The sequence below is a fragment of the Pseudomonas sp. Y3 TE3536 genome, from assembly GCF_053629175.1.
Genome location: NZ_JBRJHU010000001.1, coordinates 5,864,200 through 5,887,641, shown reverse-complemented (window position 1 = coordinate 5,887,641; position 23,442 = coordinate 5,864,200). Strand labels below are relative to the sequence as shown.

11 protein-coding genes are annotated in these 23,442 nt (G+C 61.8%); 4 read left to right on the top strand and 7 right to left on the bottom strand.

What is annotated here, in order from left to right; all coding sequences use genetic code 11:
- Positions 1–116: 116 nt before the first annotated feature.
- Genes AB7M33_RS26240 through AB7M33_RS26230 form a run of 3 tightly spaced genes read right to left on the bottom strand, consistent with a single transcriptional unit; the run spans position 117 to position 3,933 of the window.
- Positions 117–1,565 carry an aldehyde dehydrogenase family protein gene (locus tag AB7M33_RS26240; RefSeq protein WP_454243993.1) on the bottom strand — a complete coding sequence of 483 codons (1,449 nt, stop codon included), beginning with the start codon at positions 1,563–1,565 and terminating at the stop codon, positions 117–119.
- On the bottom strand, positions 1,562–2,530 hold the full coding sequence (locus AB7M33_RS26235) for an NAD(P)-dependent oxidoreductase (RefSeq protein WP_265967331.1): 969 nt from the start codon (positions 2,528–2,530) through the stop codon (positions 1,562–1,564). The genes AB7M33_RS26240 and AB7M33_RS26235 overlap by 4 nt, the downstream gene beginning before the upstream one ends.
- 11 nt (positions 2,531–2,541) lie before the next feature.
- A complete protein-coding gene (locus AB7M33_RS26230; RefSeq protein ID WP_454243992.1) occupies positions 2,542–3,933 on the bottom strand; it encodes an NAD(P)/FAD-dependent oxidoreductase in 1,392 nt (463 codons plus the stop codon).
- A gap of 348 nt (positions 3,934–4,281) precedes the next feature.
- Here AB7M33_RS26230 and AB7M33_RS26225 point away from each other — a divergent pair, with 348 nt between their 5' ends.
- The 4 genes from AB7M33_RS26225 to AB7M33_RS26210 all read left to right on the top strand — a co-directional run bounded on the left by AB7M33_RS26225 (position 4,282) and on the right by AB7M33_RS26210 (position 20,278).
- Positions 4,282–11,724 (top strand): Tc toxin subunit A-related protein, encoded by a 7,443-nt coding sequence (locus tag AB7M33_RS26225; RefSeq protein WP_454243991.1) that lies wholly within the window; start codon positions 4,282–4,284, stop codon positions 11,722–11,724.
- Positions 11,725–11,821: 97 nt separating this feature from the next.
- Positions 11,822–16,162 (top strand): SpvB/TcaC N-terminal domain-containing protein, encoded by a 4,341-nt coding sequence (locus AB7M33_RS26220; protein ID WP_454243990.1) that lies wholly within the window; start codon positions 11,822–11,824, stop codon positions 16,160–16,162.
- 80 nt (positions 16,163–16,242) lie between these two features.
- Positions 16,243–19,125 carry an RHS repeat domain-containing protein gene (locus AB7M33_RS26215; protein WP_454243989.1) on the top strand — a complete coding sequence of 961 codons (2,883 nt, stop codon included), beginning with the start codon at positions 16,243–16,245 and terminating at the stop codon, positions 19,123–19,125.
- Positions 19,126–19,216: 91 nt separating this feature from the next.
- Positions 19,217–20,278, top strand: a complete 1,062-nt coding sequence (locus tag AB7M33_RS26210) for a GlxA family transcriptional regulator (RefSeq protein ID WP_454243988.1) — start codon at positions 19,217–19,219, stop codon at positions 20,276–20,278.
- Between the two features lie 77 nt (positions 20,279–20,355).
- Here the strand turns inward: AB7M33_RS26210 and AB7M33_RS26205 are convergent, their stop codons facing one another.
- The 4 genes from AB7M33_RS26205 to AB7M33_RS26190 all read right to left on the bottom strand — a co-directional run bounded on the left by AB7M33_RS26205 (position 20,356) and on the right by AB7M33_RS26190 (position 23,432).
- Positions 20,356–20,694 carry a RidA family protein gene (locus AB7M33_RS26205; RefSeq protein WP_265967325.1) on the bottom strand — a complete coding sequence of 113 codons (339 nt, stop codon included), beginning with the start codon at positions 20,692–20,694 and terminating at the stop codon, positions 20,356–20,358.
- An 11-nt stretch (positions 20,695–20,705) separates the two neighbouring features.
- A complete protein-coding gene (locus tag AB7M33_RS26200) occupies positions 20,706–21,056 on the bottom strand; it encodes a cupin domain-containing protein (RefSeq protein ID WP_454243987.1) in 351 nt (116 codons plus the stop codon).
- A 12-nt stretch (positions 21,057–21,068) separates the two neighbouring features.
- On the bottom strand, positions 21,069–22,448 hold the full coding sequence (locus AB7M33_RS26195) for an MFS transporter (protein WP_099453710.1): 1,380 nt from the start codon (positions 22,446–22,448) through the stop codon (positions 21,069–21,071).
- A 213-nt stretch (positions 22,449–22,661) separates the two neighbouring features.
- Complete coding sequence (locus AB7M33_RS26190; RefSeq protein ID WP_454243986.1) at positions 22,662–23,432, bottom strand: NAD(P)-binding domain-containing protein; 771 nt, start codon at positions 23,430–23,432, stop codon at positions 22,662–22,664.
- Positions 23,433–23,442: the final 10 nt, after the last annotated feature.

Here is a 23,442-nt window from a genome sequence, read left to right as displayed (position 1 = left end):
GGTCTTGGGTAGGAGCAGCCTTGTGCTGCGAAGAGGCCGGTGATGACACACCAACTTTTGTGCTGCAATCACCGGCCTCTTCGCAGCACAAGGCTGCTCCTACACGGTGCGTAAGGTCAGGCCAGCTGGTACGTGGTTTTTACCCGGGTGAAGAACTGCCGTGCATGGGTGCCTTGCTCTCGTAAGCCCAGGCTCGATGCACCATTGCCACCAAATGGCACGTGGTAATCCACCCCTGCCGTGGGCAGGTTGACCATGACCATGCCCGCCGAACTGTTGCGCTTGAAATGCTCGGCATGGCGCAGCGACGTGGTGACGATCCCGGCCGACAAACCAAACACGGTGTCCTCGGCAGCCGCAAACGCCTCGTCGTAGTCACGCACCTTCAGCACACTCAGTACCGGGCCGAAGATTTCTTCGCGGTAGATGCGCATCTGCGGCGTCACATCGGTGAACAGCGCGGGCGTGAACAGGTACGCCCCGTCCTCGTTGTCGATGCGCTCCCCGCCGCACACCAGCTTCGCGCCTTGCTCAAGGCCTGAGGCCACGTACGACAGGTTCTGCTCCAACTGCCGGCTATCGACCACGGGGCCTATGTCGGTGGTGGGCTGCAATGCATCGCCCACGTTCAGCGCCCGGGTACGCTCGGCCAGGCGCGCCACGAACGCGTCATGAATACCCACGGTGACGATCACCCGGGAGCTAGCCGTGCAGCGTTGGCCGGTGCTGTAGAACGAGCCGTTCAATGCCACCTCCACGGCCTGCTCCAGGTTCGCATCGTCCAGTACGATCAATGGATTTTTGCCTCCCATCTCCAGTTGCACTTTCTTCATGCCATCGGCCGCCAGCCTGGCGATCTGCCGGCCAGTGTGCTCGGAGCCGGTGAAGCTGATGCCATCGACCAGCGGCGAGCGGATCAGGGTGTCACCCACGCTGCGGCCCGGCCCGATCAGCAGGTTGAACACACCGGCGGGCAAACCGGCCCGCGAGATGATTTCGGCCAGCGCCCAGGCTGACGAGGGCACCAATTCGGCCGGCTTGAACACTACACAGTTGCCGAAACACAGGGCTGGGGCAATCTTCCAGGCCGGGATGGCGATCGGGAAGTTCCACGGCGCGATGATGGCGATCACGCCCAGCGGCTGAGTGAACACGTCGATGCCTACGTCCTGGCGTACCGACGGGTATTTTTCGCCTTCGGCGCGCAGGGCTTCCTGGGCGTAGAACTTGAACGAGCGGCCGGCACGGTCGACTTCGCCCAGTGCCTCACGCACCACCTTGCCTTCTTCGCGGGCCAGCAGCGTGGCCAGTTCTTCTCGGCGTGCGAGGATTTCGCTGCCGATAAAGTCCAGTGCATCGGCGCGTTGCTGCGGGTTGCTGCGCGCCCAACCGGGAGCAGCGCGGCGGGCAGCAAGCAGGGCCTGTTCGGTCAGTGCCTGATCGGCGCGGGCGAAGCGCTCGACCACGTCGCTCGGGTTGGACGGGTTGCGGTTTTCCAGCACATCGCTGCCGCCTGGGGCGACGAAGGCGCCATCGACATAGCTGCTCTTGGTGACCAGGGTCATGCGGTTCGGCTCCTTTTTACGTTGGCTTGGCGGGCGACGAAGTCGCTGATGTTGTCCACGGCGCTGTCCATCAATTGCTGCATGGCATCTTCACTGCTCCAGGCGATGTGCGGGTTGAGCAGGAAATCATCACGCTCGATCAGCTGGAACAGCGGGTTGCTCGGGTGCAGCGGCTCATGCTCGACCACATCCAGCGCCACGCCGCCCAGGCGGCCGGCCCGCAGTGCCTGGATCAGCGCGGCTTCGTTGACCACGCCGCCACGGCCGGTGTTGACCACCAGGGCGTCGGGCTTCATCAGGGCCAGTTGTTCGGCACCAATGAGGTTGTAGGTGTCAGGCGTCAGCGGGCAGTTGATCGACAGCACGTCGCAGCTGCGCAGCAGTTCGGCCAGCGGTCGGCAGTCCGGCCCCTGGCGCTTGCCGCCACGGTCTTCGAACAGCACCTGCATGCCAAAGGCCCGCGCCAGGTGCGCCAGGCGCAGGGCGATCGGGCCGCTGCCGATGATTGCCAGTTGCTTGTCGCGCACGTCACGGATGCGGTGGTTGAAGTAGATGTTCTGCTGCGGCTTCTCGCCGGCATGCACCTGGCGCATCAAACGCGTGAACGCGGCCGGGCGGCGGAACAGTTCGAGGATCATCGCCAGGCTGTGCTCGGCCACGGTATTGGCGGCATAGCCCGGCACACTGGCCACTTCGATGCCATGGGCATCGCAGTAATCGACATCGACGATATCGCGGCCGGTGAGGGCCAGCGAAATCATCTTCAGTTTCGGCAACTGGCGCAGGTGTTCCTCACGCAGCGGCACGCTGCAGGTAAAGGCGATGGTTGCGTCCTTGAGGTGTTCGAGCACCTGCTCGGGGTGGGTGTAGGCAAACTGCTGCCAGGTGTGCTCGCAGGCCGGGTGCTTGAGGCGGGTGGAGGGCGCCAGGCCCTCGTCGTCGAGCAGTACGATATGTTCGCTCACGGTCCGTTTCCTTATTTTTTCTGGGCCGGCACGTAGCCGGCCGGGGCCATGGCCACCAGGCGACGGGTGAGGAAACCGGCGTCCTGATCATGGTCTTCGAGGGATTCCTTGCGGACCAGGGCATCACGCACCATGTGCGCGCCAAAGAAGCGGAACGGCTCTGGCGGCAGCATCTTCATCTTCTGGTTGACCAGGCCGCAGTTGGCCCATTCGTCATTGGCATGCTCGACCAGCGACTTGATGATGCGGCTGGCAAACACGGTGGTGGCCACGCCATTGCCAGAGAAGCCGATGCCGTAACTGATGTTCTGGTGGTGATCGAGGTAGCCGAAGTTCGGCAAGCCCTTCATGGCCCGGTCGATGGGGCCGGTCCAGCTGCTGACGACCGGTACATCGGCAAGTTGCGGGTACAGCCGGCGCAGCTCGGCAGCCACCTTGTCGGCAGCAGGGGAAGGCTTCTCGTAGAGGTTGCCGATGCGTCCGGCATAAGCGAACTGGCCCAGCGGCTTGCCGAAGACTACGCGGCCATCAGGGGTGTTGCGCCAGTAGTTGAGCACGGTGCGCGAGTCGGTCATGCATTCGCCGCGGCTGAAACCGATGGCATCGAGCTTGGCCTTGACGGGTGCTGTCGCCACCATGTCGCTGGACATGATCGCGATCATCCGGCGCAACTCCGGGAACTGCGCGCCCCAAGCGTTGAGTGCCAGCACCACGTGCTTGGCCTTCACATGGCCCTTGGCGGTGTGCACCACCGGGTTGGCGCCACGTTGCAGGTGGGTGAATGGCGATTTCTCGAAGATCTGCACGCCAAGCTTCAGCGCCACCCGGCGCAGGCCCCGCGCGAGCATGGCGGGCTGCACGGTGGCGGCGTTGGGGTCATAGATGCCACCCAGTACCAGCGGTGAGCCGACCCGCCCGCGAATGGTCTGGCGGTCAAGCTCTTGGAACGGGTTGACGTCTAGCTTTTGCAGGCCATCGGTCAGCACCCGCCAGGAGTTCATCTGGCGTTGGTTGGTGGCCGTCCACAGCCAGCCATCCTTGCGGTACTGCGCGTCGATGCCGTGTTCCTGGCAGAAGCTGCCGATCTCATCGATGGCCGACTCTGCAGCCTCGCAGATGCGCCGCGCCTCGACGTCGCCGCAAATGGTCCGCACCGACAGGTACTTGCCCCACCAGTTGGTGGCCACGCCGCCGTTACGTCCGCTTGCGCCTGAACCACAACGGTCGCGCTCGACGATGACGATGGCTTTTTCCGGGTGGGCCTGCTTCAGGCGGATGGCCGACCACAGGCCAAGGAAGCCACCGCCGACAATGCACACGTCGGCTTGAATCGATTCCTGCAGGGCAGGGGCGAGGTCGCTGTCCAGGTCCAGCGCCTGGGCATACCAGAATCCACGGTACATGAGGGGTGCCTCTGAGCATGTTTGTCTTGTGTACATGATGCTCAGTGCGGTCGGGGCGCGATATTACAGTCATGACAATTGATAGGACGTGGGCGCTTGTCTGGAGAGGGCGTTCTGAAAACGCTTACATCATGAGGGAATAAAACTGACGGCATGTTTTCGAGGGTTACAGTTACTAGCTAGTAGTTCTGAGAGGTCTTTTTTCAGGAGTGATCCATTAGTGTTGGCGCGTTTGAATTGGCTCGCCAAGTTAAAAAGTTGCTCGCCCAGGGGGTGGGCTTGTCTAGTGGTTTATTGCGGCAAGGTTATCTAATGATTCAAGATTTTTCTGAACAGAGTAAGTCTCTCATGAGCAAGTTGAAGGTCGATTCGCTGGCGTCTATGGGCGATCTATCTGCCGAAGAACTGCGTGAGCAATTGGGCGATATGGTTGATATGGACGAGGCTCGCCAGTTACATGACCACGTACGCCGGGCACGCAACCAAACACTGCTCGATGAGAAAAGTATCATCATCCGTCATTCTCCGCTTGTGCCGCAGAGCCTCCAGCACGTTAACGATGGGCCGATCGAGCGCCCAGGACCCTACTGTGCCCCTGGAGATGTGGCCTCGATGTTTTCGCCGGCGGCTTACCTGGCAGAGCTGTATAAACAGGCGAAGGAGTTGTATCCCGCGAAAAACCCCTGGCATATCGACGAACGCCGCCCCGACCTGCGGCAATTGGTACTCAGCCAGAACAATCTGGACACGCCGATCAGTGCCCTCAGCCTGTCCAATGAGATCTTGCTGAGCCGGGCGATTGCGGCGCTTACCCAGCCGGGCAGCCCGGCGTTGAATAACGACCAGCTCCTTGAAGCCCTGTCGACTGATGTCGGTACCAGCACTACGCCGTACCATCATCATTACAACCGCCTGCGTCAGGTGTTCGTCCAGAACGATGCGGATTTGTCGCACTTGCTGGCGGCCCCCCGTTTCGCCAAACATCTGGATGACGCGGCACTGGCTTGCCTTCACTACGATATCTCGCCCGCGTTGCGCTGTTTATTGACGGACGAAATCAACGAGGAGAGTGCTGAGGCGCAGTTTATCAAGTACTTCCCTGGCATGACGCCAACCTCCATGATGCAGCCCGCGCGCTTGCGCAGTTGGTTTGGCCTGACAGATGCTGAGCTGCAAGGCTTCATGGGGGAAATGGATAAAGCTGAATACATTGGGCGCACGCTAACTGCACGTGCCGATGACGAAATCATCCAGTTGACGCTGAGTGATACGCCTCCCAATATGCGTTATGTTCGACTGTATCCATTGCATAACGGCACCTGGCAGTTGGCGTTCAAGTTTCAGATCAATCGCGTTGTTAAATTTGAACTCAGCGGTCCTTTTGAATTTGAATTGAAAGCGTCAGATTATGGGCTCGACCACTATGCGCCTGATGTCGAGTATCGCCACAGTTTCGAATGGGCCGACGTGCCGGCCGAGGCCGAGCTTACGGCTAAATGGACGCGGTCCCGCAGCGCTAACGATGAGAGCTGTGAAAGCACGTTAAATGTTACCTGCACGCGGTTGTCGATCGCAGCGTACCTGCTTCAGTTGAACAAGATCGTTCGCCTGTACAAAGTGACCCAGCTGTCCCCACGGGCACTGCAAGACATCATAAACAGCGTCGACCCAAGCCAGATCACCGACCAGACGCTGGCCGTTGTTTTCCGCACCGCCCATTCAGTGAAGCGTTACGGCATCGATCACCAGGACGCGCTGCTCATGGCCAGGGGGTTTATCTCCGAAGCGTCCGACGGCACTGAAAAAAGCCAGTTCGACCGCCTGTTCAATGACCCGCCACTGGTTGCGGGCGGTTTGATCAGAGACAATACGCGGCTGCGCCTGCACCCGGACCATGCCAGCGAGCATGCCGACATCAAGGCAACCCTCAAGCGTGCCTGCCAAACCGATGACGAAGGGCTGCTCGAGCTGGGCCGGCTTATCAGTGGCCTTGCGGATGCCGACGTCGGCATGAATGTCATCATGTCCCATTTGTCCGCGCTGTACACCTTGAGCCTGTGGGCTCGGCATCACGGTCTGACGCTTACTGAGCTGCGCCAACTGCTGCAGATGATGGGCGCGCCGCATCCGATGCATTCGCTGGACAACAGCGGATGGCAGCTGTTGTTGCAGGAGGTGCGCAGTACCACCGACTGGATGGCTGCCCGTGGCTGGACCGTTCACGATCTGCAACTGATGACCCGCGCTGTCGAGGCCATCCCAGCCAGTACCGAAGTCGGCAATCTGCTCAACGCCATGAAGGCCGCCTTGAGCGCCGCGCAACTACCCGAAGCACCACCCGAAGCACCGACCGTGCAGGATCTATTAGGCGTGCTGTCGCCCTTGATCGCCTCCACGTTCAACCTCAGTGGTGATGCGTTAGCGCAAGCATTGTTGAACTGGGTAAACCGTGCCGAGCCGAGTGGGCTTACGCTGCAGCAGGCTTGCGAACGCCTGCTCAAGGCCGACCCATCGGCCCCGCATGAGCGTGCCTTGGTCGACTTTGCCTACACCCTCGCGCAAATGGCGCTCATCGCACATGGATGCGGCGTCACAGGCGATGCGCTGCTCCTGTTGGTGGAAAAGCCGCAGTTGCTGGCAGCCAACGCCGGGCACAGTGGCAGTGCTGGCTTGCTGCGGGATGTCCAGACCGTCATGGCGCTCGGCAACTTCAGTGACTGGCTAAGCAAGCTAGCGGACCAATCAGGCGCAGGTGGCGCACTGCTGGCGGCACTTGGTGAAGGTGCAGGCGTGTCGTTGCCCCAGCTTTCTATGACGACCGGTGTTGCTCAAGCGACATTGGCGCAGGCGGCTGTGCACGCACATGACCAAGACGAGCTGAAAGAGCCGACAAAGGTCCACAGCTGGCAGGAAATCGAACTGCTGATGCAATGGGCGAAACTGACCGAAGCCTATGCCGTGATGCCGGACACCCTGGCAAAATTGCTGGCCCAGGACGACGACTGGGCCGAATGGCGGCAGATGGCAGACGCTTTTCAGGCAGGCCTGAAACCTTCGCAGGTCACTGCGGCCCATGCCGCCACGGAGCGGCCGCTCAGCCTGGCGCTGACGGGCGTGCTGGGCGCGAAAGAGCACTTCACTGTCGAAGCGCTGAACAAGCACCTGTTGATCGACGTGCTGAACGCCGAACAGGTGATAAGCAGCCGTATCGCCGAAGCGATGTCGGCCCTGCAGCAGTTCATCCACTGCACCCTGTCGACCCCAGAAGACCCGGCCAACGTGCGCCATGTTGTGCTTGGTCGCCAGTTCTTCAAGGACTGGACGCGTTGGAACGCCAGCTATGCCAACTGGGCTGCAGGGCAAATGCTGATGTACTACCCAGAAAACTACATCGACCCGACGGTACGCCTGGGGCAAACCCCGGCAATGGACGACATGCTGCAAACGCTGGGGCAGGCGCAGGTCAATGACGATACGGTGGGCGATGCCTTCCAGGGCTACCTGAGTGCGTTCGAGGAAGTGGCCAACCTGGAGACCATCAGTGGCTATCACGACAGCCGCGAAGCCGAAACGGGCAAATCCTGGTTTATCGGGCGTAGTCGCAGCCAGCCTCACCAGTACTGGTGGCGCACTGTGGACGAAGCCAAGCGTGCCCCAGAAGGCGTGCTGCCAGCCAATGCCTGGACCGCGTGGGCAAAAATCGAACTGGCTCCGCAAGTGCAAGGGCGCCTGATTCGGCCTGTGGTGTTCCGCGGGCGTTTGCACCTGGGCTGGGTAGAGCGCCAGGAGCACATCATCACCCGTGATGACAAAGGGCAGCCAGAACTGCGTGAGTGGAACTGGACGTTCAAGCTGGCCTGGCTGCGTTATGACGGCAAGTGGAGCGTGCCCATCGAGTATCCGCTCGTGGTCGATATTGGCAAAGAAACAGTTCTGGAAAACTTCTCGTTGTTTCTTGCCGCCTGGCCGCAACGTGATGGGCTGCTGGCAGTCATCTATGATCGGTCTGCAGAGAAAGTTAGCGAAGCTTCTACTGTTGCCGGCTTGGAGATTTCCGAGAACTTCAGCAGCAGCACGCTGGGCAGTGTCGAACTGTTCCTGGGGCCGGTGCAGCACTGGCTGGATACCACTATTGATACCGGCATGTGCGCGGTGTTCGAAGGGCTGGAGCTGCCAACTGCGGAAGATCGCATGCCGGTCGCTGACGGGAACGGTACGCCCGGCGGTTTTACGCAATTTGAAGCAAGGCTCGATGAAGCCAAGGTTATCGGTGGTGCAGGGGAGGTTGGGAATACCTACAGCCTGTATTTTCGCAGCCAGTTGTCGGTAACGTCAAAGCGGCCAGCCATTGAAAATAAATGGCTTGCGGTCCTCATTGCGCAATACCCTGCATTGGGCACAGAAACAAATGCAACACAAGGCCTGTTACGCAGTGATGGGGGTGCATTGCTGGTGCGTAAAGAAGGCAGCTTGTATTATGGCTATCTGATTATCAGTGCGTCACAAATGAGTTCCTACTTCGGGCCTAACAGTAGCTCTATCACACTTGTCTCTAACCACATGAACCCTATGTATTGGGCTTCGTTGAAGAAGATTGAGAGCAGTGCCGGGAACGCAGTGGTCGCACGCTTCACAATTGCGACCAGTGACCCGATGACTCGCATGACTCTGCTCTTTGATGAGAGCACGGGCGGAACCCCTCCACCAAGACTTACACCTGCGGTTTTGGGCTACACACAGATCGCAAGGGAAGACACCTTCTACCCTCAGGATTACCTGAACCTGCTTGACAGAGTTCCTGCTGAGGAAGTGTTGTGCCGCATCTACAGCGTCGATGGCAAGCGCTGGAAAACCGTTAAGGCCAAGCAGGATTACGATCTGTCACAAGGGCCGGCGCAGGTACAGTTGGACACCACCGCACCCATGGGCGACATCAACGAGTGGGATGGGGGGAGCGAAGCCCTGCACCGCGTCGAGTTCCAGTTCGGCGACGGCAACACCCGCAACTACACCATCAAGGTTTACAAAGATGCCGTTGCACTCAAGACCGCCATCATCGGTGCCACTGATCAAGGCGCTCAGTATCTGGCGCACAGAGGGCAGGTAACCCGCCTCAACACCCTGTTCGCTCGGGAGCTGACGGTAAAGGCGGTCTCAGGGATCGACTCAATCCTGAACTACGACACCCAGCACATGCCCGAGCCGAAACTTGGCGTCGTCGTGCGTCTGACGCTTCCGGTGTACAAGCCTTCGTATCACGGCCCAGAGCGCTGGGCCGAAGTCTGGCTTGCTACCGACAAAGAGGAGCGCACCTTGCTGTGGAGGGGCCAGCTCAGCGACAACGCCAAGGTGCTCGCCAGCATGATGTTCGAGTCGGATCAGCGGTATGTCGGGCAACAGTCCTACCACTTGGAAACGAAATACAGCGCTAAACACAACAAGGCCATATCAGGCCTTAGCATCATGATCTCAAGCGAGACCCTGGCAATTCAGCGTGACTCTGATGTGGCATCTACCGGCCAAGTGCTGCTCAAGGACAATGTCGACAGTGTGCAGGTGTTTGGCAGGAACGACACGGATAGCATGGATTTCACCGGCGCCAATGCCCTGTATTTCTGGGAGTTGTTCTACTACACCCCCATGTTGGTCATGCAGCGCTTCCTTCAGGAAGAACGCTTTGACCTTGCCGAACAGTGGCTGAAGTACGTGTTCAACCCGGCTGGCTACTCAGTATCCGGCGTAGGCACACAGCGGATGTGGAATGTACGGCCGCTGGAAGAAGACAGCAGCTGGAACGACGACCCCCTGAAGTCGCTCGACCCGGATGCCGTGGCGCAGAACGACCCGATGCACTACAAGTACAACGTCTTCATGCGCCTGCTGGACATTTGCATCGGCCGCGGCGATGCCGCCTACCGCAAGCTGCAGCGCGACACCCTCAGCGAAGCCAGCGTCTGGTATCAGCGCGCGGTGAGCCTGCTGGGCGACGCCCCCTGGGCACCGCCGGCAACGGGCTGGAACGAACCCGTGCTGGGGCAGGCTGCAGTGCCCGGCGAAAGCCCGTTTCTGCCAGAGGTCAACCGGACCCTGCTCGGTTACTGGGAGGCGCTGCGCATTCGCCAGTACAACCTGCGCCACAACCTGACCCTCGATGGCCAGCCGCTAAGCTTGCCGCTCTACGCCACACCGGCCGATCCCAAGGCGTTGCTGGCCGCTGCAGTGGCAGCAGAGGCCAGTGGCGAACGTGGCCTTACGGAAGTCAAAGACGTGCCGGCGCTGCGCTTCACCGTGTTGCTCGACGGCGCCCGCAGCATGGCCGCCCAGCTGATTCATTTTGGCAGCGAGATGCAATGGATTCTCGAGCGCCAGGATGCCGATTCGTTGGCAGGCTTGCTGGCCAGCCAGGGCGCGGAGCTTGCCGAGAGCAATGTGGCGCTGTTCAAGCACACTCTCAAGGAGCTGGCAGCCGACCGCGTGACCTTGCAAAGCTCGCTGGTGGCGGCCACGGCCAGTCGAAATCACTACCTGAACCTCTACCAAAGGAACATCTCTGATCGCGAGCACCTTGCGCTGAAGTTGCGAACCGAGTCTGAACAGGCAGGTGCGGCTGAATCTGCCCTCATGGCAGGGGCTTCGATCATTGCCGCCTTCCCCAAGATCTTTGGTTTCGCCAACGGTGGCGGTAAACCGGAAGACGCCTTGAAGGCCGTTGCCTACGGCTTTGGCGCGCGCTCGAAAGTGTGTGGCCTCAAGGCATCGCGCCTTAGCCAAGAGGAGGTCTTCGCGCGCCGCCGTGCTGACTGGAAGTTCCAGTATGAATCGGCAGAGAAACAGATGGCGACCGTACAGGCTCAACTCGATGCCCTGGCAGTACGTGAAACCTCCGCCCACATGCACATTGCCCACTTGAACACCCAAGCTGCCCATTCACAGGCCCAGCTTGCCTTGTACCAAGGCAAGTACACTGGCAAGGCCATGTACAGCTGGCTGCGCGCACGCCTGGCGAGCATTTTCTACACCTATTACGACCTCACTGTGTCGCGCTGCCTGATGGCACAAAAGGCCCTGCAGTGGGAAAAAGGCGACACGGATGAGTACCTGCGCACCGGCACCTGGAACAGTGCCTGGTCGGGTTTGCTGTGTGGTGAGGGGCTGATGCTGGCACTGGGGCAGATGGAAACGGCCTGGGTCAAATGGCAGAAGCGCGAGCTTGAGGTCACGCGCACGGTGTCACTGGCCAGGCTTTTCGACGGCAAGCTCAGCTCGCAAGACCAAGCCGTAACCCTGGGTGAGGCGGTCAAGGCGCTGCTTGACGGTCAAACAGTTGAGGTCGATGACACGCTTGAAAACAGCAGCTTTGCACTGGCTGCAAACGGCATGCTATCGATCCAGTTCGGCCTTAAAACGTTGAACCTGGCAGCAGGCTTCGAAACTGCAGCTTCGCGACGCATCCGCAGCATTGCCGTCTCGCTGCCAGCCTTGCTGGGCCCCTACCAAGATGTGCATGCACGGCTGTTGACCAGTACTCAAGGCCTGCCTGCGGGCTGTGAGCAGATGAACATCTCCCATGCCATGCAGGACAACGGCCAGTTCAGCCAGCTCAATGGTTACCCGGCATTCCGCCCAGGTAACCAGTTGCTGCCGTTCGAAGGGCTGCACATCGCCAAGGCGGATGATGACCAAGACCAGACCCAGATGACGTTGAACTTCGACCAGGCTCAGGGCGATCAGCGAGCACTGCTGGAACGCCTCAACGACATCATTCTGCACGTGCAGTTCACCGTCCGCTAAGGGGCAGGGGAGGGTACCCAGGTGCCCTCCCGCTGAGGTCGACTTCCTATTTCCTGACCCTTGCGCCAAGGCGCGGGGGTCGTCAAGGAGCAACATCATGAATGATATGTCTGTCACCCCTTCGGGTGCCGGCGGGGAACCTGTGTTCAGCCCCCCCTCGCTGCCCAAGGGTGGCGGTACGGTTTCGGCGGGCGGAGGCATGCTGTCAGTCGGCAGCGCCGACGGCGCCGCAGGTTGGTCGCTGCCATTACCATTGCCGGTCGGCCGCGCGTTGTCGCCGTCGTTGAGCCTGGCCTACCGTTCTTCGGCAGGTAATGGCGCATTCGGTGCTGGCTGGCAGTGTAGCCCGCCCACAGTCTGCCGCCTGGACCGCCTGGGTGTCCCCCGATACACCCGCAGTGACCGTTGGCAGGGCCCCGACGGCGAGGAAATCCTGCTCGACCGCGGGGCGCCGCGCACTGTCGCCAGTTTGCCGTTTTCCGATACCCCCGCTGCTCACACGGTAACCGCCTGGGTGCAGCGCAGTGGCGGCCGCGACCAGCGCCTGGAGCATTGGCAAGCGCAAGCAAGCCCCGACTCGCCGGGCTTCTGGCTGCAATACCATGCCGACGGCAGCATTACGCTGTTTGGCTGGTCGGCCTCAGCTCGCCTAGCCAAGCCCGGCAAACCGGCAGAGGTCGCGTGCTGGTTTGCCGAAGAGACCGTCAGTGCCACGGGGGAGCACGTGGTCTACACCTACCGCAGCGAAGACCAGGCGGGCTGCGATGCGCACGAACAGGCCATGCACCCGCAGGTTGCCAACACCTACCTGGTTGCCGTCCACGCCATGAATGCAACCCCAAGCGCAGCGCTGCTGATACCGCAGCAGGCCTTTCGCCCGGATGATTTCATGACCGTGATGCAGCTGGATTACGGCGAACGCGGCGTGGATGTGAACACCCCACCAGCGTTCGAGGTGAAGGCACCCTGGCCGGTGCGCGAGGACTGCTTTTCGTACTGGCGCTTGGGCTTCGATAAACGGGTGCGGCGGCTTTGCCACGAGGTGCTGCTGTGGCACCGTACGCGCATGATGGCCGGGGACGCTGACCCAAGCCCGCAACTGGTTTCGCGCTTGCACCTGGGGTATGACGCATCGGGTGTTGCCTCAGTGCTGGTCGCCGCGCAACAGGTCGCTTACGAAACGGATGGCACGCCGTTGTTGCTGCCGCCGGTGGAATTCGAGCCGAGTCGCCCAGGGCGTCAGCACTCAGGCTGGGAGGCATTGCCCGACCTCGATGGCTTCAGTGCGCCGCACTGGCAGATGGTAGATCTTCACGGCGAGGGGGTGCCGGGTTTGCTGTTCCAGGATGCCGGTGCCTGGTGGTATCGCGCGCCAGAACGCAACAGTGACCTGGGTGGCGATGCCATCACGTGGGGCGAGTCACAGGTATTACCGGGAGCGCCACGCCCAGGCACAGGAATGCTGGCCGACCTCGAGGGTGACGGCCAGCCACAATGGCTGGTCAACCTGCCGGGTGTTCGCGGCAGCTTCACCCTGACGCCGGATGGGCAATGGGGTGACTTCATTGCCGCCGACGCCATGCCCAGCGAGCTGGCCCATGGGGATGCGCAACTGGTCGACTTCAGCGGTGGCGGGCAGCAGGACCTGGTGATGATCGGGCCACGTAGCGTGCGTCTGTCTGCCAGGGTACGTGGTGCCGGCTGGCAGCCCGCCAGCGACATCGTGGCAGGCCCCACGCTGCCATTGCCTGGCGGTGAGCACCGGCTGGTGGCATTTGCCGATCTTGCGGGCACAGGTTTGCAGCAATTGATCGAGGTCACGGCCGAGGGCGTCACCTACTGGCCGATGCTTGGCCACGGTCATTTTGCCAACCCTGTGCAGATGCCGGGTTTTGCCATCGAACATTTCAACGCCTCGCGGGTATTGCTTGGCGATACCGATGGCAGTGGTACTACCGATATCCTTTATGTAGACGCCGACCGCATCCGGGTATTCGTCAGCCATAACGGTAATCGCTTCGTCGAAAGCCATTGCGTGCCAGCGCCGGAGGAGGTTGTGCTCGATGCCAGCTGCAAGCTGCAACTGGTCGATTTGCGCGGGCAGGGTTGTGCAGAGCTGGTGCTGACTGTGCCGCACCTCTCTCCCCGTAGCTGGGTGTACCGCTTCAACGACCGACGCCCCTGGTTGCTGGCCGAGGTGTGCAGCAACACCGGTGGTCGTACGCTGTTCGACTACCGCAGTTCGGCGCAGAGCTGGCTGGATGAAAAGCGTGCCCTGCAAGGGGAGGGCAAGGCGGCGATCAGTCGCTTGCCGTTCCCGGTTCACACCTTGGCCCAGGTGACCCTTGTGGACGACATCAGTGGCCTGCGTACTGTCAGTGGCATGCGCTATCAGAGCCCGGTCTGGGACCCAGTCGAGCGCGAGTTTCGCGGTTTCAGGCAGTTGATTCAGACCGACACCCTGAGCGACGCCCAGGGCACGGCCGCCGAGCGTTCGCCGCCGGCGCAAATACGCCATTGGTTCCTCAGTGGCATCGAAGACCTGGACAGCATCGCGCCACAGGGCCTTGATGGGCAGCGCAGCGCAGAGGCGGACTTTCCCTTGCAACCGGTGCGCTTCACTCGCCTTGAAGGTGACTGCGATGTGCCTTACTCGCCGCAAGGTGCAGCCCGGCGTTGGCTGCTTTGTGCCTTGAAAGGGGCGCAAGTGCGCAGTGAAACCTACGGCCTTGACGGCACTGAACACGCTGGGGTGCCGTACAGCATCACCCGTCAGCGCTGGCAAGTGCGGGTTTACGAGACCGCGCACGCCGACCGGCCTGCGGCCTTGGTAACGGCAATAGAGAGCCTGGCCTTCACCACCGAGCGCATTGTCCAAGACCCGGTTATCACGCAGGCACTGGTGATTGGCCAAGACAAGTACGGCCATGTCCTGCAGCAGGTGCAGGTGCATTACCCGCGCCGGGTCGCAGCCTCCCCATCGCCTTATCCAGCCTCGCTGCCAGCCGGTTTGCTGGACGATGCCCGCGACCCTCAGCAGGACATGGCCTGGCTTGAGCACGCGCGCCATCGGGTACGCAACCTTGAGGACGGCCATGATTACGTGTCCGGGCTGATCGAAGCGACCCGTACCGATGTGCTGGCGCTGCCAGCGCACGCGCTGCCGCAGGGCGGCTTCAGCGTGGAGCATCTGCTGGTACCCGATGGCCCATTGGAGGGCCTGGATGCTGCCACTCTATCGGGCTACCAGCGCAAGCAATGGTGTGATGCCCAGGGGCAACCGACCACGGCGCCAATCCGCCAGGCGCTGGTGGCCTACCGCGAAACCGCCATGCTCGAACACGCCACCTTGGCTGCGCTCGAGACAACGCTTTTGCCGCACGAGCTGGCACAGTGGCAGGCCAACGGCGGCTATCACCTCATCGCCTTGGCTGAGGACGGCAAGCGGGTGTACGTCAGCCGCCACGACCTGATCAAGCACCAGGGTGCGTCACTGTTTTATCGACTGGCCACGCTGCGTGCCAGCGAGCTGCTTGGCGAGCAGCGTGTTGACTGGAGCCCACACGCCCTGCAAGTGCTGAAGATAACCGACGCCGCTGGCCTGGAAACCGGCTTCGAGTATGACTGGCGTTTCCTCACGCCCGTAGCCATGACCGATGCCAACGACAACCAGCACCAGGTCAGCCTCGATGCCTTGGGGCGAGTGACACAAACCCGCTTCCACGGCACGGAACAGGGCCAGTTGGCCGGCTATAGCAGCGGCAAGGCATTCACGCTGCCGGCAACGGTCGAGGGCATCCTGGCACTCGAAGGAGGCGAGGTACCCGTGGCCACGGCGCACCGGGTAGTGACCGACAGCTGGATGCCCTTGGCACGTGATAGCCAAGGGCGCCCTCTGGTTACCCGTATGGGCGAGCTGGCGCTGCGTCGCCTGCTTAAGGCTAATGGCCTGCCCGCTGGGGACGACGGCGAAAGCCGCCAGCCACCGCACATCATCAGCCTGCAGACCGACCGCTACGACGGCGACCCTGCGCAGCAGCTGCGCGTAAACGTGGCGCATAGCGATGGCGCCGGCCGCCTGTTGCAGACCGCTGTGCTGAGTGCGCCTGGCGATGCGTGGGTGCGTACCGCCGCAGGCAGCCTCGAGCGCGATGCCAACGGTGCTGCACGCGTGCAGCCGGCAGCGCGACGCTGGGCGGTAACCGGCAAGACCGAGTACGACAACAAAGGCCAGCCTGTGCGCACCTGGTTGCCGTACTACCTCGATGACTGGCGCCCTGTAAGCGATGACAGCGGCCACCCCGGGCTGTATGCCGATACCCAGCTGTATGACGCCATGGGGCGCGTTTACCGCGTCCTCACCGCCGCGGGCTGGGAGCGGCGTACCGAGTACTACCCCTGGTTCACGGTAGCGCAGGACGAGAACGACACGGCCTGAGCGCGACCTTGATGGCGCGCGCTACCTTGCGCGCGCCATCCACTCAACCCCATGCAGATTTCAAGAACAGGAGGCACGCGATGCCTGCTCTTTCGGACAACGCTGTCCATCGTAATACCCCTACCGTCACGGTCGTGGACAACCGCGGCCTGGTGGCCCGGACCATCCACTACCACCGCCACCCAGACACGCCAACCCTGACGCAACCTCGGATTACGCGCCAGCAGCATGACGCCAAGGGCTCCATGACCCACAGCAGCGACCCGCGCCTGCACCCCAGCGGCCGGGGTAACTTTGCCTGGCTGACCGACCTGGCCGGCACCCCGGTGTGCACCCAAAGCGCCGACGCCGGCGTGTCGATCAACCTGAGCGATGCAGCAGGGCGCCCGTTGCTGGCGGTGTCGCGAATCGCGCTCGATGAACACGGCGAGCACCTGCGCAGTGAAGCGGTCACCCGCACCTGGCTTTACGAGAACGCCAACCTGCCAGGGCGCCTGCTGGGCATCAGCGAACAGGCCAATGGCCACGTGGCGTGTCGGCTGGAGCGGCTGATTTATGCCGGCAACAGCGCCGCAGAAAAAGCCCACAATTTGGCGGGCCAGGCGAGCCGGCACTACCACACCGCCGGTTTGCTGCAGACCCATGGCGTTGGCTTGACCGGCGTCCCGCTAGAGACCACGCAACGCTTGCTGGCGGATGCCGATAACCCGCAGGTAGGGGCGGATTGGCAAAGTGAGCAGCCTGCTGATTGGGAGGCCCAACTGCAGCCGGAAAGCGAAGCCAGCACTACGCTGACCACGGTGGATGCGACCGGCGCCCCCTTGGCCACGCGTGATGCCGCAGGCCATCTGCGCCGCCACGCCTACGACGTGGCGGGCCTGCTCACGCAGCGTTGGCTGACGCTCAAGGGCGGCCCGGAGCAGGTCATTCTCAAAGCCCTGAGCTATTCGGCGGCTGGGCAAAAGCTGCGCGAGGAGCACGGTAATGGCTTGGTCACCCAATACCGCTACGAACCGCGCACTCAGCGGCTGGCCGAAGTCCGTACCGAGCGCCCGACAGGGCACGCGCAAGGGGCCAAGGTGCTGCAAGACCTGCGCTACGCTTACGACCCGGTGGGCAATGTGCTGAGTGTGCGCAACGACGCCGAAGAAACCCGCTTCTGGCGCAATCAGAAAGTCGAACCGCTAAGCACCTATGTCTATGACAGCCTGTACCAGCTGGCCAGCGCCACCGGGCGCGAGATGGCCAATGCCGGGCAGCAGGGCGCCAACCTGCCGGATATGGCGACCCTCGATAACGTCACCTACAGCCGTTACAACCGTACCTATACCTACGACATGGCGGGCAACCTGACCCGCATCCGCCACAGCGCGCCTGCCACAAACCATAGCTACACCACCGATATCACTGTCAGCGACCGCAGCAACCGGGCGGTGCACAGCGCGCTCACCCAGGACCCGGCCGCCGTCGACGCGTTGTTCAATGCCAGTGGCCAGCAAAAGGCTTTGTTGCCTGGCCAACAGTTGAACTGGACACCGCGCGGTGAGTTGCACGCCGTTACCCAGGTCATGCGCGAAGGGGCGGAGGACGATGGCGAGAGTTACCGCTACGACATCGGCAACCAACGGGTGCTCAAGGTCAGTACCCAAAAGACCGCGACCCACATGCGCACGCAACGTGTGCAGTACCTGCCAGGCCTGGAGCTGCGCAGTACAACCCAGGGCGGCACGCTGATCGAGCAGTTGCAGGTGGTGCTGGTGGGCGACGCTGGGCACGCCCAGGTGCGGGCCTTGCACTGGGCTGCAGGTAAGCCGCCAGAACTTGCCGACGCGCAACTGCGTTACAGCTACGCCGACCAGCTGGGCAGCGGTTGCCTGGAGGTCGATGGCAGTGGTGCGGTGATCAGCCAAGAGGAGTACTACCCGTACGGCGGCACTGCGGTATGGGCCGCTCGCAGCGAGGTGCAGGGGCGCTACAAGTTCGTTCGTTATTCGGGCAAGGAGCGTGATGCGACGGGGCTGTATTACTACGGGTATCGCTATTACCAGCCTTGGCTGGGGCGGTGGTTGAGTGCGGACCCGGCAGGCACTGTGGATGGCTTGAATTTGTACGCGATGGTGCGTAACAACCCGATGACTTTGGTTGATGAGTTGGGGTTGATGGGCAAAGGGAACAAGAACAAAGGCGGGGGGGGCAGTTCCGGAGCACAAGGCACGCCGGTTGTCAGCCGAAGTGGTGACGCTGACCCTCCACCTGTCGCGTCAACCTCAGCTTCAGCAGGGCCGAGCCATGACGGTGCGCAGGCGCGTGCATCATCTTCTCATTCAGAGGGACCGGCTGCCGATAGCCAGGACGACGATGGCTGGGAAGTAGTTGCTCCCAAAGCAAAGAAGGAAGTTGAAAGAAGGTATGGATTGAGGGGGAGTTCGATTTATTCAGAATTGTTTCCCTTAATTCCTGCAATCAGTAAAAAAAGACCGGAAAACGTTTTGGCGATCGCCGAAAGGCCAAGTTTTATTCACGGTAGACGAGAGGTTTCCGTTTTGGAGAAAAAGATCTACCAGGAGTCCGGTAAAACGATGGTGGGGGGCTTGGATCATGTTAGTGGAAGGCACGCCGGAGACTTCGCGAGGGATGGTGTAACGGGAGATCGCGAAATTCAACGTGAAGTGATGAATGCCTGGGTTAATGGCAAGGACGTAGGCATACAAAACTACAGTGATAACAAGCGAGCGCGACTGATCTACCACGTCGGAGGGGACGGCAGCCGAAACCCCTACGTCTCTGTACAACTTAATATTGATAGGATGAGTGTACTGGGTGCTAATCCCCTTCAGAATCTTGATGGGACACGAAGGGCACCCTTGAAGTACGAGATTGATGCTTGGAACAAGGAAAAGGCCATTACTATGTCCGATTGGGAGAAGGACAAGAGTGCTGAGGTTAAGCGGAGGTACGTCTGAACCATTCTATTTTCGGCGCTAAATATGATAGGACGGACACCTGAATACGCCTAAAATGACACCCACTTCGGATGTCATGTGAGCAGCGTCCATGGTCGCCCTACAAGATCAACAACAACCACAGCCCCCCGAAGCCGCCTCGCAGATAAAACCTGAACTGCGGGTTGGCTTCGTGCTCCTCAACCAGTTCACCCTGGTCCCGGTCGCCGGCCTGGTCGACTCGTTGCGCTTCGCCGCCGACAAGTCGTTCCGCAGCCAGCAAGTGTATTGCCAATGGGACTGGATGACCCTGGACGACCAGCAGATCACCGCCAGTTGCGGCATGCCCATTTCGCCGACCAAACCGCTCAACCTGTTTGCCCAGTACGACTACATTGTGCTGGCGGGCGGGCTGCTGGGCGAAACGCGTAACCCCCCAGACTGGCTACTCGATGCGCTGCGTGAGGTGTACGCCGCCAATATCCCGATCATCGCCCTGTGTTCAGGTTCGTTCGTGCTGGGCAAGGCCGGCCTGCTCGATGGCCGGCGGTGCGCGTTGCATTTCACTTTGCGCGATGAGTTCAAGGAGCGTTTCCCGCTGTCCACCGCCGTGATTGACAAGAGCTATGTGGATGACCGCGGCATTATCACCTGCCCGGGCGGCACGGCCATCGACCTGGCGGCCAACCTGATTCGCCGGCACTGCGGAGCGGTGCGTGCGCAGAAGGGCTTGGAGTACCTGCTGGTGGACGAGCGTGCCGACGCGCAAGAGGACAAGGCCGCCAGCGAAAGCGTTTACCAGAACGACCGTGTGCAGCGGGCCATTGCCTTCATGCGCGCCAACCTGGATGCCTCGATGACCCTCAAGGCCGTGGCCGAGGCAGTGGGCACGCACCCGCGGCAGTTGCACCGCGAGTTCGTTGCCAACACGCAAGAGCCACCGGCCAACTACTGGCGCAAGCTGCGCCTGGACCATGCCCGGCGCTTGCTGGTGAATACCAGCCAGAACATCACCACCATTGCCTTGGCGTGTGGGTTTTCCGATGCGTCGCACTTCATCTTGTGGTTCCGCAAGCAGTACGGCGAGACGCCTTACAGCTTCCGCAAACGGCGGCATGAAGTGGAGCGGTTTGACTGGCATGGGGACAAAGTAGGCTTGGACCCGGAGCTGTAGCTGTGTAGCCATCTCCAGCGCTACCCGTGTAGGCGCTGGCTTGCCTGCGAATGGGCCGCAAAGCGGCCCCGGCGCTATCAAAGCTGACCAAATGCCTGAATTTCGATCCGATACTCAGGCGCCGCCAGCGCAGCCCCTACACACGCCCGCACCGGTGGTTGCTGCCCTACCCAGGCGTCATACACCTCATTCATCGCCGCAAACTCCCCCATGTCAGCCAGCCAGATCTGCACGCGGGTCAGGTTGCCCTTACCTGCGCCAACCTGCGCCAACCACTGCTCCAGCTGCGCCAGCACGCACCGCGTCTGCGCAGCGATATCGCCCGGTGCAAGGGCGACGATCCCGCAGGTTTCCAGGCGGCCATCCACCAGAACCATCTGGCTGGCCCGTTTGCCGGGGTTGATACGTTCGATCATCAGCGCGCTCCTCAGAACAGTACGTAGGTCTTGCGCAGGGTCTCGTGGATCTCCCACACGCCTTCGCAGTTCTCTGGGAACAGCACCGCATCGCCCGCCCGCAGCTCGACCGGCTCGCCACCGTCGGGGGTAAAGGTGCAGCTGCCGCTGACGATATGGCTGAACTCGCGGTTTTTCAGGAAACGGCGGAACACCCCGGGGCTGCTTTCCCAGATGCCGATGCTGGCACCCACCGCTTCATCGGTCTGGTCCTGGGCGCTGGCGGCGTGGGCGATCGGTTCGCCGATCGGCAGACGGGCAGGGGCTGGTACACCCAGGGGCGAGGCAGCGGCATTGCGGACAACGGTAAGCACTTGGCTCATGATGTGGCTCCTTCAGGCTTTTCGGGCAACGTTTTTGTAGGACGGTGACGGTGCTGGGGCGGCCCCGCCCAACGCAGCGGCTTGCTGCAGGTCGAGTTTGCTGGTCTCTGGGGCCAGCCACCACGAGATCAGTGCCCCGAACAGTGAGATCAACGCGGCGGCAAACATGGTGTTGGCAATGCCATAGGTGGCCAGGGAAATAGGCACCAGGTAGGTGCCCACGGCCGCGCCGATACGCGACAGCGAAGTGGCCAGGCCAACGGCAGACGCGCGGATCTCGGTGGGGAACAACTCGTTGGGGTAGACGTATTCCAGCACCTGAGCGCCGCCGATCAACACCGCGTAGGCGCCAAACAGCACCAGCACGGTGGTGGGCGATGCGTCGGGGAACACGCCCAGCAGCACCAGCGACATGCCCGACCAGAGGAAGCTGTGGATCAGCATCTTGCGCCGCCCCAGGCGGTTGATCAGCTTGGTTGCCAGCAGGCAGCCCAGGGTGAACAGCAGGGTGATGGCGATCGAGCCGTAGGCGGCCCAGTCGCCGGTGAGCTTCAGCGCCTGCAGCACCTTTGGGGCGAACGCGTAAATGGCGAACAGCGGGACGATGGCGCAGGTCCAGAACAGGGTGACGAAGGCCATGCGCTTGCCGTAGCCGGAGTGGAACAGCGACCACACCGACACCGGTTTGCCGCTGACGTGTTCGGGCAGATCGGCGATGGAGTAATCCGGGCCATAGACGCGTTTGATCACGGCATCCGCCTCGGCAGTGCGGCCCTTGCTCAGCAGCCAACGTGGCGATTCTGGCGTACCGCTACGGGCAATCAGGAACAACGCACCCGGGACCAACGCACTGGCCAATACCCAGCGCCAGCCGTCATCGCCGCCGACGCGCAGCAACAGTTCACCGACCACATAGGCCACGGCGGCCCCGGCGAACCACATCAGTACCATTGCCGCCAGCAGCGGCCCGCGTTGCTTGCGTGGCAGGAACTCGGCCAGCAGCGAGGTAGCGATCGGGTAGTCGGCGCCGACCGCGATACCGATCAACAACCGCCAGGCGAACAATGCCCAGGCCGACTCGACCCAGAACTGCGCCACCGAAAAACCGACAATGGCGATGAGGTCGACCAGGTACAGCACCTTGCGCCCGTATTTGTCGGTGAACCAGCCACCCAGGAAGCCGCCGAGGAACACCCCGATCAGCGCCGAAGCTGCAATCAGCCCCTCCCAGAAGGCCGACAGTTGCAGGGCCTGGGTGATCTGCAGCATGGCCACGCCGATGATGCTCAGCACATAGCCGTCGAGGAACGGGCCACCGGCGGAATAGACCGTCAGTTTGCGATGGAACGCATTGAGTGGCGCATCTTCGACGGAGCGTTTGGGGACAGACATTAGACTTACCTCTTGTTGTTATTTGACGCACTTGCGTGGCGGCACTATGGCACCGGGTTGCAGGGGTTCCCTATAACGGTTCGGACGGGTCGTGGGATGGCATTGCGAAGTGCAAATGGCACTGTAGGAGCAGCCTTGTGCTGCGAAGAGGCAGGCGACATCAGCCAAGATTCACGGCGTTGTCACCGGCCTCCTCGCAGCACAAGGCTGCGCCTACCGCGACCGAGTCAACAGCGCATCCAGCACCACTTCGCAGGCCGCGCCCCAGCTGGCACTTACCGGTTGATGCATCAACACGGCCAGCCCATCGGCGGTAAAGGTGCCCGGCGTGGCAATCGCTTGCCCCAGGGCCTTGAGCGTGTGTTCGGGTTGGCGCTGGGCACTGCTCACACAGTCGTGCAGGTTACCCAGCACCAAGGCGCGTGCCTCGGTTGCGGGCAGGCCTTTGTCGGTCAGCCACTGCTGCAGGTCGTGCAAAAGGAAGTAGAACCAGCCATTCATGCACGCGGCCACCGTGGCCAGCTCGAATGCGGCTTCATCCTGCAATACCACCAGGTTGCCCAGCGCGGCCAGGCATTGCTCAGTGGGGGGATCCGTGGGGTAGACCACTACCGTGGACTGGTTGTGTTGCGCGGCATAAGACAGCATCACGCGCACGCAGTGAGCGGCGGGGAAGGCGGCTTGCAGCTGTTGCAGGTTCACACCTGCTGCCAACGACAGCAGGCGTTGCCCGGGGTGCAGGTGTACCTCGCCGGCCAGGTGTGCCAGTGATTCCGGGCGCACGCCCAGCATCAGCACCTCGGCCTGGTCGACTACCGCCTGATTGCTCGGCAGTACTTGGCAACCGTGTGCGTGGGCCAGTGTTTCGGCGCGCTGGGCGTTGCGTGGCGACAGCAGGATCGCGCCGTCGAAACCACCGCGGCGCAGGCCGATAACGACTTTTTCGGTCAGCTCGCCGACCCCGAGGATGCCCAGGCTATGCATGATGCCTCCT

Excerpts from the sequence above, each read along its gene's own strand:
- AB7M33_RS26225 (WP_454243991.1), top strand. The coding sequence starts at position 4,282 with ATGAGCAAGTTGAAGGTCGATTCGCTGGCGTCTATGGGCGATCTATCT.
- AB7M33_RS26200 (WP_454243987.1), bottom strand. The coding sequence starts at position 21,056 with ATGAGCCAAGTGCTTACCGTTGTCCGCAATGCCGCTGCCTCGCCCCTG.
- AB7M33_RS26230 (WP_454243992.1), bottom strand. The coding sequence starts at position 3,933 with ATGTACCGTGGATTCTGGTATGCCCAGGCGCTGGACCTGGACAGCGAC.
- AB7M33_RS26215 (WP_454243989.1), top strand. The coding sequence starts at position 16,243 with ATGCCTGCTCTTTCGGACAACGCTGTCCATCGTAATACCCCTACCGTC.
- AB7M33_RS26205 (WP_265967325.1), bottom strand. The coding sequence starts at position 20,694 with ATGATCGAACGTATCAACCCCGGCAAACGGGCCAGCCAGATGGTTCTG.
- AB7M33_RS26190 (WP_454243986.1), bottom strand. The coding sequence starts at position 23,432 with ATGCATAGCCTGGGCATCCTCGGGGTCGGCGAGCTGACCGAAAAAGTC.
- AB7M33_RS26220 (WP_454243990.1), top strand. The coding sequence starts at position 11,822 with ATGAATGATATGTCTGTCACCCCTTCGGGTGCCGGCGGGGAACCTGTG.
- AB7M33_RS26240 (WP_454243993.1), bottom strand. The coding sequence starts at position 1,565 with ATGACCCTGGTCACCAAGAGCAGCTATGTCGATGGCGCCTTCGTCGCC.
- AB7M33_RS26195 (WP_099453710.1), bottom strand. The coding sequence starts at position 22,448 with ATGTCTGTCCCCAAACGCTCCGTCGAAGATGCGCCACTCAATGCGTTC.
- AB7M33_RS26210 (WP_454243988.1), top strand. The coding sequence starts at position 19,217 with ATGGTCGCCCTACAAGATCAACAACAACCACAGCCCCCCGAAGCCGCC.